The sequence below is a fragment of the Tepidanaerobacter sp. GT38 genome (assembly GCF_021991635.1).
Taxonomy (GTDB): Bacteria; Bacillota; Thermosediminibacteria; order Thermosediminibacterales; family Tepidanaerobacteraceae; genus DTU063.
This window is the reverse complement of the sequence record NZ_JAFFJA010000048.1, coordinates 1-11268: the sequence shown is the minus strand read 5'-3', so window position 1 is coordinate 11268 and position 11268 is coordinate 1. Positions and strand designations below refer to the sequence as shown.

At 41.3% G+C, this 11268-nt stretch carries 10 protein-coding genes and 1 pseudogene; all 11 read left to right on the top strand.

Features of this window, described 5'->3' with window-relative positions; genetic code table 11:
• Positions 1 to 183: pseudogene (locus JT739_RS07580) on the top strand (hypothetical protein); the annotation flags it as partial.
• Positions 184 to 216: 33 nt separating this feature from the next.
• Positions 217 to 555, top strand: a complete 339-nt coding sequence (locus JT739_RS07575; RefSeq protein WP_237660501.1) for a hypothetical protein — start codon at positions 217 to 219, stop codon at positions 553 to 555.
• Positions 556 to 721: 166 nt separating this feature from the next.
• On the top strand, positions 722 to 2218 hold the full coding sequence (gene glpK, locus JT739_RS07570) for a glycerol kinase GlpK (RefSeq protein ID WP_237660500.1): 1497 nt from the start codon (positions 722 to 724) through the stop codon (positions 2216 to 2218).
• 110 nt (positions 2219 to 2328) lie between these two features.
• The gene (locus tag JT739_RS07565; RefSeq protein WP_237660499.1) at positions 2329 to 3801 is read left to right on the top strand and encodes an NAD(P)/FAD-dependent oxidoreductase; all 1473 of its coding nucleotides are present in this window, start codon (positions 2329 to 2331) and stop codon (positions 3799 to 3801) included.
• Complete coding sequence (locus JT739_RS07560; RefSeq protein WP_237660498.1) at positions 3791 to 5068, top strand: NAD(P)/FAD-dependent oxidoreductase; 1278 nt, start codon at positions 3791 to 3793, stop codon at positions 5066 to 5068. The genes JT739_RS07565 and JT739_RS07560 overlap by 11 nt, the downstream gene beginning before the upstream one ends.
• Positions 5058 to 5411, top strand: coding sequence for a DUF1667 domain-containing protein (locus tag JT739_RS07555; RefSeq protein ID WP_237660497.1), 354 nt, complete (start codon positions 5058 to 5060; stop codon positions 5409 to 5411). The genes JT739_RS07560 and JT739_RS07555 overlap by 11 nt, the downstream gene beginning before the upstream one ends.
• Before the next feature lie 27 nt (positions 5412 to 5438).
• The gene (locus tag JT739_RS07545) at positions 5439 to 7112 is read left to right on the top strand and encodes a sigma 54-interacting transcriptional regulator (protein WP_304650970.1); all 1674 of its coding nucleotides are present in this window, start codon (positions 5439 to 5441) and stop codon (positions 7110 to 7112) included.
• A gap of 20 nt (positions 7113 to 7132) precedes the next feature.
• Positions 7133 to 8872 (top strand): phosphate/phosphite/phosphonate ABC transporter substrate-binding protein, encoded by a 1740-nt coding sequence (phnD, locus tag JT739_RS07540; protein WP_237660496.1) that lies wholly within the window; start codon positions 7133 to 7135, stop codon positions 8870 to 8872.
• A gap of 120 nt (positions 8873 to 8992) precedes the next feature.
• Entirely contained in the window at positions 8993 to 9991 is a 999-nt protein-coding gene (gene dhaK / locus JT739_RS07535) for a dihydroxyacetone kinase subunit DhaK (RefSeq protein WP_237660495.1), read from the top strand.
• A 26-nt stretch (positions 9992 to 10017) separates the two neighbouring features.
• Positions 10018 to 10647 (top strand): dihydroxyacetone kinase subunit DhaL, encoded by a 630-nt coding sequence (gene dhaL / locus JT739_RS07530; protein WP_237660494.1) that lies wholly within the window; start codon positions 10018 to 10020, stop codon positions 10645 to 10647.
• Between the two features lie 2 nt (positions 10648 to 10649).
• Positions 10650 to 11066, top strand: a complete 417-nt coding sequence (dhaM, locus tag JT739_RS07525; RefSeq protein ID WP_237660493.1) for a dihydroxyacetone kinase phosphoryl donor subunit DhaM — start codon at positions 10650 to 10652, stop codon at positions 11064 to 11066.
• The last annotated feature ends 202 nt before the right edge of the window (positions 11067 to 11268 follow it).

Below are 11268 nucleotides of genomic sequence, written 5' to 3'. Positions count from 1 at the left end.
ATAACGGGAACTTTAAGAGATGTATTTCTCAAAGGCGTGCAAGCAGGAATCGATTCACTGCCTACATTAGCTTTTGTTGCAATTGGAGCAGCAATTGGCGGCATAACAGCAGTAGCCGTAGAAAAGATGTGGGCCGAAAGAGATGCTGCTGTATCAGTAAAGGGCAAAGACATTTCCGCGTAGTTTTGTAAAGATAAATAGGGGGAGGGTATATTAATGACATTTCCAAAGATCATAGCGACTATGGCTGGTGGTTTTATATTCCCGTTCCTGATCAGACTTGCATGGGGAAAACTGGTTGACAATTTTGGGCCAATAGGCGGTTGGCTTGCAGCTGGTTTTATAGTTGGCACCACATGGACACTCAATCACGGAGTAGGTTTGATTTATCAATCTGGTGCGGCATGGATTGACATGGCTTGGGCGGGATTTGTAGGGTTATTTGTAGCTTCGGCTTTATCTGGTGATGATGTAGGCAAAGGTATAGGTATGGTTATTAATGCAATTCTCGGAGGCATTCTAGGCGGATTTATTCTCTACTGCCTGTATGTATAATTATCTGAAAAATAAGAATATCATCAGCTAAATGCAAAAATTTAAAAATTATTAATGTGATATAAAAAGAATGATAATGGTGCGGTTCAGACCGCACCTCAGATATAAAAACCATAAGCTAATATAATTTAATAAAAATTATATAAAAACAAGGAGGTAATGTCCAGTGGCCAAGTACATAATGGCTTTAGATCAGGGGACAACCAGTTCAAGGGCGATTATTTTTGATGAAAACGGAACGATTAAGGGTGTAACCAACAGAGAATTTACCCAGATTTATCCTAAGCCAGGCTGGGTAGAACATGACCCAATGGAAATTTGGGGAAGTCAGATTGGCGTAGCCAGAGAAGTTCTTTCAAAGAGCGGACTGTCTCCAAGCGATATTGCGGCAATTGGCATTACTAACCAGAGGGAAACCACTATAGTATGGGATAAGAATACAGGTAAGCCTGTCTACAATGCAATTGTTTGGCAGTGCCGTAGAACAGCTCCGATTTGTGATGACCTGAAAGCCAGGGGCCTTGCTGAAAAAATCCGCGAGAAGACCGGGTTGGTAGTAGATGCGTATTTTTCCGGCACAAAAGTAAAATGGATACTTGATAATGTAGAAGGTGCAAGAGAAAAAGCAGAAAAAGGCGAATTGTTATTTGGTAATGTGGATACATGGCTTATTTGGAACCTGACAGGCGGCAAAGTCCATGTCACCGATTACAGCAATGCATCCAGAACCATGTTGTTCAACATCCACACGCTGGATTGGGACGACGAGATACTGCAAGAACTTAACATACCTAGGTCAATGCTTCCGAAACCAATGCCCTCAAGCCATGTATACGGATACACCACCACAGAAGTATTCGGCGGCGAAGTTCCAATTGCCGGTGATGCTGGTGACCAACAAGCAGCTCTGTTCGGGCAGGCCTGTTATAGCCCCGGTATGGCAAAGAACACCTACGGAACAGGATGCTTTATGTTGATGAACACCGGCGAAAAAGCTGTTACTTCCCAAAGCGGATTGCTGACTACCATAGCTTGGGGAGTAGACGGAAAAGTAGAATATGCTTTGGAAGGCAGTATTTTCATTGCCGGTGCCGTAGTACAGTGGCTCAGAGATGAGCTTAGAATTCTAGATAATGCAGCTCAGAGTGAAGAGCTCGCAACAAAAGTTCAGGACAACAACGGCGTATACTTGGTACCTGCCTTTGTAGGTCTTGGTGCTCCTTACTGGGATATGTATGCTAGAGGCACCATTGTAGGCCTTACCCGTGGCGCAAAGCGTGAACATATTGTAAGAGCCGCTCTTGAGTCCATTTGCTATCAGACCCGTGACGTCCTTGAAGCCATGCAGAAAGACTCCGGTATAACCCTTAAGAGCCTCAAGGTAGACGGCGGAGCTGTTGCCAATAACTTCTTAATGCAGTTCCAGTCCGATATTTTAGGCGTTCCCGTTGACAGGCCAAAAGTAATTGAGACAACTGCTTTAGGCGCGGCATATCTTGCGGGTCTTGCAGTAGGATACTGGAAAGATAAAGATGACATTGCCTCTAAATGGCAAATTGACAGGACCTTTAAACCCGAAATGGACAGCGGAATGAGAGACAATCTATATAAAGGTTGGAAGAAGGCAGTACAAAGAGCCCTTGATTGGGAAGAGAAGCAATAACACCAAACAAATTAAAAAAGAATCTATCTTAACTGTTAAAGTTGTGGCGGAGAATAAGGAGAACCACACCTTTATATAGGTGTGGTTTTCCTATTTTTAGGAGGGTGAATATGGAAGACATAGTAATTATTGGAGCAGGTGTAGTAGGCTGTTCAATAGCTCGCGAGCTATCAAGATATGATTTAAAAATAACTGTAGTAGAAAAAGAAGAAGATGTAGCATGCGGAACAAGTAAAGCAAACAGTGCTATAATTCACGCGGGCTTTGATGCAGCCCCAGGTACTTGGAAAGCTAAATTGAATGTAAAAGGCAATAAACTTTTTCCTGCTTTGTGCGAAGAACTTGATGTGCCTTTTGTGATGAACGGTTCTTTGGTGGTAGCCGTAAGTGAAGAAGAAGAGAAAGCTCTTGAAGAATTATTGGAACGAGGGAGAATTAACGGTGTAGAGCACCTTCGCATCATAGGAAAAGATGAACTACATGATTTAGAACCCAATTTAAGTCCTAATGCTCGGGCTGCTCTGGACGCTCCAACAGGTGGGTTGGTATGTCCATATGAACTTACTATAGCTCTCGCAGAAAATGCCAATCAAAATGGTGTAAAGTTTTGGCTAAATGCACCCGTGGTTGATATTGAAGTTCTAGAAGACAAGAGTTTTCTCGTGAAGACCCCGAAAGGGACAATTCAGGCCAAATATATAGTAAATGCTGCGGGACTCTTTGCTGATGAAATATCTAAAATGGCCGGGGCGGAAGAGTATACAATTACTCCACGCAAAGGCGAATATCTAATATTTGATAAGCAATTTGGAAACCTGGTAAAAAAGGCCATATTTCCTACTCCCACTAAAATTTCAAAAGGAATATTGGTTTGTCCTACTGTTGACGGCAATGTTTTCATTGGCCCCAACTCCAACAATATAGAAGATAAGTACGATACCAGCGTAGGCAATCCGGGTATTGAAGAAATTATCGCAGGCGGCAGAAAGCTTGTACCTAATTTACCTTTAAAAAATGTTATAACATCATTTGCGGGCCTGAGAGCAGTATCAAATACCAATGATTTTATAATTGAAGCTTCTAAAAAGGTGAAAGGTTTTATTAATGTAGGAGGCATTCAATCCCCCGGTTTGACATCGGCACCGGCTATAGCACTTATGGTAAAGGATATATTGCAGGAAGAGGGCCTTAGTTTAAAGGAAAAATCGAATTTTATACCACACAGACCTAAAAAGGTAAGGTTTAGAGAATTAGATAATGAAGAACGCAGCAGGCTTATAAAAGAAAATCCTGCGTATGGCCATGTAATCTGTCGATGTGAAACTGTCACAGAAGCTGAGATTGTAGATGCCATAAGAAGACCCGTAGGTGCACGCAGCATAGATGCTGTAAAAAGAAGGACCCGGGCGGGTATGGGGCGTTGTCAGGGAGGATTTTGCTCGCCTAGGGTGCTGGAGATTTTGCAGCGAGAACTGGGTATAGATCCTCTTGAAGTAACCAAAAAAGGGCCCGGTTCTAACGTGCTAGTTGGTCGTATCAAAGAATTTCTACAAGACGAAGGCGGTGACAACAATGATAAATAAGGAACTAGTAGTAATAGGCGGTGGTCCTGCCGGCCTTGCTGCTGCAATTGAAGCCAAAAAGAACGGTGTAAATGATATCTTACTTATTGAACGCGACTCCCGTTTAGGTGGTATCCTGCCGCAGTGTATACACAATGGCTTTGGCCTTCACGTTTTTAAAGAAGAGCTTACCGGACCCGAATATGCCGATAGATTTATTAAGGAATTGGAAGATCTGGACATAGAGGTTTTGCTGGATACTATGGTAATTGAGCTTACCGAAAATAAGCAGATTACTGCAGTAAACCGCCAAAATGGATTGATGCAAATTCAAGCAGGAGCGGTTATCCTTGCAATGGGATGCAGAGAGAGGACTCGGGGTGCCATCAATATTCCTGGTTTTCGACCGGCAGGAATATTTACTGCTGGTACCGCTCAAAGATTTGTAAATATTGAAGGGTATTTGCCAGGAAAAGAGATAGTTATTTTGGGTTCTGGGGACATTGGTTTAATCATGGCGCGGCGCTTTACCTTAGAAGGAGCCAAGGTAAAATGTGTAGCAGAAATCATGCCGTATTCCAATGGGCTAACTCGAAATATAGTGCAGTGCCTAGAGGATTTTGATATTCCACTGCTTTTAAGCCATACAGTTGTTTATATTCACGGCAAAGATAGGGTAGAAGGAGTAACCATTGCCCAGGTTGACGAGAATTTAAAACCGATTCCTTCTACTGAAAAATATTATTCCTGCGATACGTTACTGCTCTCAGTAGGCCTGATTCCCGAAAATGAGCTATCAAAAATGGCAAACATCAAAATTCACAACGTTACATCAGGACCTGTTGTAAATCAAAGGATGGAAACATCGGTGCCGGGAATTTTTGCCTGTGGCAATGTAGTTCATGTCCATGATTTAGTGGATTTTGTAACAATGGAAGCGAGACTAGCAGGTCGCGGAGCAGTTGATTACCTAAAAGACAAATTACCATCTAGTGACAGGATTTCAGTCTCTGCCGGTCCCGGAATTAGTTATGTAGTGCCTCATTTAGTTGATGCAGAAAAGATTTTAGATAAAAAGCAAAATTTCTTTATGCGCAGTACAAAGCCAATGGAAAAGGCGAGACTTTTCATTGAATCTGACAAGGATCTGATTGGAACAAAGGTACTTCAGCACGTCAGGCCCAGTGAGATGATCAATATTGAGATTAAAAAAGAAGACTTGATAAATAAAGATATAAAGAGTTTGAGATTTTTCCTTCAGGAAGAAGGTGTAGCTGATGGAAAGTAAGAAGATAACATGTATTGTATGCCCAAAAGGTTGCCAAATTGATGTAAAACTTGAAAATGGCCAAATAATCAGCATAGAAAATTATGGTTGCAAGCGGGGTATAGATTACGCAAGAAACGAGGTGTTAGACCCCAGGAGAGTGCTCACTACTACCTTAAAACTTTCCACTGGTCGGGTTATTCCGGTAAGGACCAAGGAACCCATCCCCAAAAAATGCCTGAAAAAGGCCATGCTTGAAACAAAAAACATAGTAGTGGAACCTCCTGTAAAGGTAGGGGATGTGCTGGTTAAGAACATAGCAGGCACAGGTATTGATTTGATAGCAACAGGAAATGCCAAATAGAATGTACGAGTTGAGAGGGTGAAATCCTTGCTTCAAAAGGATGCCGTCTTTACCCATCCAAAAGGAATGCATATCAGAGCTGCGGCTATGGTTGTAAATAAGGCTTATGAGATTAAAAACATGATGGGAACCAGTATTTATATACGCAATCAATCTGGTAGAGAAGTGCCTGCCACAGCTCTGATGGCCATTCACTCACTGAATATCAAGCCCGGAGAACGCATTACAATAGTAGCCAGAGGGCCTAATGTGAATGAGGCGATAGATAGCTTTGAGGAGCTTTTTAGACGAGATCTATTGCCTCAGAGCAATGTAGAATTAGAACAGGTTGACGATATTTTGGAAGAAAACACCATTAAAGCCGATAAAATCTTTGACAGCATTGGCCTTGGCCTTATCGTCACAAATAAAGCCGGCGCTGTGATTTTGTGTAATCGAATTGCGGAAGATTTAATAGGTATAAAAAAACATTATATTTTAGGAAGTAATATACAGGATATAATTCCGGGTTTAGATTTAACTACCGGATTATCTATTGGAGTAAGTGTATTCAGATCAAATGATAATACTAGGCAGAAGTTGGCATCAGCAGATATAAAACCTATTTTTGTGGAAGGGGAAATAACGGGCTATTCTATAGTTTTTAACAGAAACACTTCGACAACTGAATTCTTTTCAGATTTGAGCCTGAACATATCCCCAAAAAAAGATTTATTATTTGAACAAGCAAAGGAATTTGAGTTTGATGAAGCCTTTAGCAACATCATAGGTCGCAGTGAAAAGTTTGTGGAGGCGCTAAATATAGCGTACAAAGCTGCTAATACATCTTCAACGGTTCTATTGCAGGGGGAGAGCGGCACTGGAAAAGGACTTGTGGCAGAAGCCATACACCGTGCCAGCAACCGCAGAAAGGCTCCATTTATAAAGGTAAACTGCCCCGGCATACCCACCAATTTAATCGAAAGTGAGCTTTTTGGCCATGAAAGGGGAGCTTTTACAGGAGCAATTTATCAGAAAATCGGCAAATTTGAAATGGCTAATGGCGGCACCATTTTTTTAGACGAAATAGGTGAACTGGACAAAAACTTGCAGGCAAAATTACTGAGAGTGTTGCAGGACCGAGAATTTGAGAGAGTTGGAGGGAACCAAGTATTAAAAACTGATGTAAGAATAATAGCAGCAACCCATAGGAACCTAAAGGAAATGGTAGACAAAGAGCAATTTCGAGAAGACCTTTATTATCGTCTAAATGTTGTGCCAATTACTCTCCCTAGTTTAAGAGAAAGAAAAGACGACATACCCCTGCTTGTGGAGTATTTTTTAGAAAATCTCTGTAAAAAACTGGGGAAAAAACAAAAAACCATGACAAAAAGAGCTATCGGGTACCTATACAATTACGACTGGCCGGGAAATGTTCGTGAATTAGAGAACATAATTGAGCGGGTCATAAACCTGGCAGATGGTGATGTAATTGATGTTTGGGATTTGCCATCACATATAACAGGAAAAGGTACAGAAAAGAAACACTCCCTTATTAATCTGGATTCAAATGGTGAGTTGGCGCCCTATGAAGAATATGATAAAGCTATTATAAAAATGGCTTTAAAAAAGTATAAAAGTTTCAACGCTGCCGGCAAAGCTTTGGGTATAACGCATAAAACCGTGGCGGCCAAAGCCAGGAGATATGGTCTTTTAAAATAAATTTTAAAAGGGGCCTTAGTATGTCAAATTCAAAAGTTAAAACTAACAGAGAGTTATCCCCTGTTTGTCAGAGAGAAATACTTCGCTTAAGCGAGGAGTTGGGTTATACTGCCCATGAAATAAGATGGGTAGTTGCGCAGAATTCCAATACCATTAGAGATCTAGTTAAGGTCATAGAAACTATATCCTGTCATTCGCAAGAAATCAGTGCCAATTCTATCAGCGGTTCACAGCAACTAAGTGGTTTATCCCATCTAGCAGCAAATCTAAAAGAAACCGTATCTTCTGTGGCAAATATGTCAAAGGGTTATCTAAACAAAGTAAAAGAAGGGAGTCTGGCTATTAGCGATGTAGAAGCTGCTCTAGAGCAAGTCTCTTCAGAAATGGACAAAACATCCAGTAAAGTTGAAATCATACTTGAGCTTACAAAAAAGGTAAAAGAATTTGTGGATTTTATAAAGCATATAGCGCAGCAGACAAATTTACTTGCTTTAAATGCTGCTATAGAAGCGGCTAGAGCAGGTGAAGCTGGTAGAGGATTTAGTGTTGTTGCATCAGAGATAAGAAAGCTTGCTGAGTTAAGTAAGGATAAAGCGTATGAAATACACGAAACTGCGGAAGATATAGACGATGGTATCAGTGAGGCATGTCAGATATTTAAAGATAGCGGGATCAGCTTAAAAAATCTAAAAGCTAAAATGCAATTTGGAAAAGATGTAATGAACGGCGCCGTTACCATATTTGAAGATATATCGCAGCTAAACAGCAAACTACTTGATTCTTCAGAAGAACAGGCGAAGACAACCCAGTATTTAGCAGATATTTTCACATCCTTTTCAGAAAAAACAGCATCTACTGCTGACTCAACCGTGAAAGTGACATTTTTAATAAAGGACCAGGAAAAGCAAAATGAACAGCTGCTTGAAATTGCTGACAATTTAGTTGAGAAAGTATATTCACTGCAAAAGCAAACCACCAGTTTAAAGGAGAAGGATGAAATAATTTTTGGCATAAATCCTGCTCTAAGCCCGGAAATCATAAAATCATTATATCTTCCTGTGATAAATAGTGTTTGTAATAGTGTTGGCCTTATACCAAGAGTTCTTGTTGCGGCAGACTACGATGCCCTTGCTAATGGTTTATTAGATGGCATAGTAGATGTGGGCTGGTTTTCACCTTTTGCATATGTAAATGCAAAAAACAAGGCTGCAGTTATTCCTCTGGTTACTCCAATAGTAAACGGTGCTCCCAGTTATTTGGGATTTATTATCACCAACAAAGACTCAGGAATAACCGATTTAAAGGATGTTAAAGGTGAACGAATGGCCTTTGTGGATCCAAAATCTGCATCGGGATATGCATACCCCAGACTTCTCTTAAAAAAGGCCGGCATAAATCCGGAAAGAGATTTAAAAGAGCAAATATTTCTTGGGACTCACAGTAATGTAGTTGAAGCAGTAATATCGGGTGCTGTTAAAGTTGGTGCCACTTACTCTGAAGCAATTGATGATGCAAAAAATAGGGGCCTTGATGTGGGGAAACTCGTGTTTCTTGCCCAAACAGATCCTATACCAAAAGATTGCATTGCAGCACGGCCAGACTTTGACATGGAAATGTATGAGAAGCTAAAAAATGCTTTCTTGGAATATAAGGACAATGGAGCTTCTAAAAAACACCAAGGCTCAATTATTAATGGATTTATAGAAGCTAAAGACGAAAATTATGATATTATTCGGGAAGTAGTCAGAGACGCAATTTGATAAAAATTACCAATTCGGTATAGTTGTAATTTTGTAAAAACCAAGTCTTTATTGGTTTTAGGCCTTGGTACGATTTGTGCTATATTTTCAAAGTAAAATTATTTTTTCAGGAGGGGTTCAATGAAAAAAATTATTAACAGTCCGGACAATGTAGTTCAGGAAATGCTGGAGGGTATGGTGGCGGCATATCCCCAGTACGTGCGCAAGTTGGATGGCTTTGAGGTTATTGTAAGGGCAGATGCGCCAGTAAAAGGCAAAGTAGCACTGGTATCCGGCGGTGGCAGCGGTCACGAACCCTCCCATGCGGGCTTTGTTGGAAAGGGCATGCTGGATGCAGGAGTGGCAGGTGCTGTCTTTACATCACCCACCCCTGATCAGGTTTTTGAAGCAATTAAAGCTGTTGACGGTGGCGCTGGCGTACTTTTAATTATCAAGAACTACACAGGCGATGTCATGAATTTTGAAATGGCAGGAGAAATGGCAGAAGCCGAGGGCATAAAGGTTGCCAGTGTCATAGTAAATGACGATGTAGCAGTGGAAAACAGCCTTTACACCACTGGCAGGCGCGGCATAGCGGGTACAGTTTTCGTTCATAAAATTGCAGGAGCCAAAGCGGAAGCCGGAGGGTCTTTGGAAGAAGTTAAGGCTGTAGCAGAAAAAGTCATAAAGAATACTAGAAGCATGGGAATGGCCCTCACGCCGTGTATAGTGCCTGCTGCTGGCAAGCCTACCTTTACGCTGGCAGAAGATGAGATGGAAATAGGAATGGGTATTCACGGAGAGCCCGGCACCAAGCGCACCCATATTATGAGTGCTGACGAACTGGTCGACCATCTAATGGAAAAGATTTTACAGGATATTCCCTACAAATCCGGGGATGAAGTGGCAGTTATGATAAACGGCCTGGGTGCCACACCTTTAATGGAACTGTTTATAATGAACCGCCGTGTAAGTCAGATTTTGAAAGAGAAGAACATTGCGGTATACAGGACCTTTGTAGGAGAATTTATGACGTCTATCGAAATGGCCGGAGCTTCAATCAGTCTATTGAAATTAGATGATGAATTAAAACAGCTTTTAGATGCACAGGCTAATACACCTGCATTTAGACAGCTCTGATACATATTTTGAAAGGGGACTTAAACGTGGCTGTAGGCAGCGCAAAATTAATTGAAATTATAAACCTTGTTGCAAATGATATTCAAGAAAATAAAGATTTTTTGACTCAACTGGACTCAGCCATCGGCGATGCCGACCATGGTATAAATATGTCAAAAGGTTTTAAAGCGGTTACCGAAAAAATAGCTGCTATGACCGACAAAGACTGCGGCAGTATTTTAAAGACGGTCGGTATGACGCTGGTTTCAACGGTAGGCGGTGCTTCGGGGCCTTTGTACGGTACTGCATTTATGCGGGCAGGTCAAGCCGTAGGAACTAAAAAAGAACTAGGCTTTGATGATTTGTTGCTCATACTGGATGCGGCATTGGAAGGCATAAAAATGCGGGGGAAAGCTGAAAAGGGCGAAAAAACTATTGTTGACGCATTGGAACCGGCTGTAGAAGTGTTAAAATCATCACCGGTTAACCTAAAGCTTCTGGAAGAGGCAGTTAAAGCAGCTAAAGATGGTGTAGAATATACAAAAGGTATCATTGCTAAAAAGGGAAGAGCCAGTTACTTAGGCGAAAGGAGCATAGGTCATCAAGATCCGGGAGCCACTTCCTGTTATATTATGTTAGCGGCAGTACATAGAGCACTTAGTGAAAAAAGCAGTTGATTGTGCTGGAATGGGGTGATGCGTTGGTCGGTATAATATTGGTATCACATAGCAAAAAAATGGCTGAAGGGGCTAAAGAAATAATTACTCAGGTTATAGGAGATAAAGTAAAAATTGAGGTTGCCGCCGGAACATCCGATAATCGATTGGGTACCGATGTTTTCCTAATTGAGCAAAAAGTCTTGGAAGTATTTGATGGTGACGGAGTGTTGATTATTCCTGATCTTGGCAGTGCGGTAATGAGTGCTGAGATGGCTATAGAAAGTCTGGAGGAACCTGTAAGGTCCAAGACCCACCTGGCAGATTCGCCTTTCTTTGAAGGTGCTATTGCTGCGTCCATGGAGGCAAGTTTCGGAAAAAGCTTGGAAGAAGTAAAAAAAGCAGCTGAAAATACAAGGGGTATGAATAAAATAGCTTAGTGAAGGTTTTTGATGACGTCAATAGTTTAGTATTGACGTCATTTTTTGTCATTCGAATACCACGGGCTATGCCCGTGGTTCCGAAAAGCTTATAGCTATGAGTAGAAAAAACATACCTCCTCTGATAAAATAAAGCGGGTTTGGCCAACCGCAAAACTAAATCAGAGGAGGTAACATCCAATTGGATAATAACACATTATCA

Bases quoted from the DNA above. Each gene is read 5' to 3' on its own strand.
- JT739_RS07575 (WP_237660501.1), top strand. From the start codon at position 217: ATGACATTTCCAAAGATCATAGCGACTATGGCTGGTGGTTTTATATTC.
- JT739_RS07565 (WP_237660499.1), top strand. From the start codon at position 2,329: ATGGAAGACATAGTAATTATTGGAGCAGGTGTAGTAGGCTGTTCAATA.
- JT739_RS07560 (WP_237660498.1), top strand. From the start codon at position 3,791: ATGATAAATAAGGAACTAGTAGTAATAGGCGGTGGTCCTGCCGGCCTT.
- JT739_RS07555 (WP_237660497.1), top strand. From the start codon at position 5,058: ATGGAAAGTAAGAAGATAACATGTATTGTATGCCCAAAAGGTTGCCAA.
- phnD (WP_237660496.1), top strand. From the start codon at position 7,133: ATGTCAAATTCAAAAGTTAAAACTAACAGAGAGTTATCCCCTGTTTGT.
- dhaK (WP_237660495.1), top strand. From the start codon at position 8,993: ATGAAAAAAATTATTAACAGTCCGGACAATGTAGTTCAGGAAATGCTG.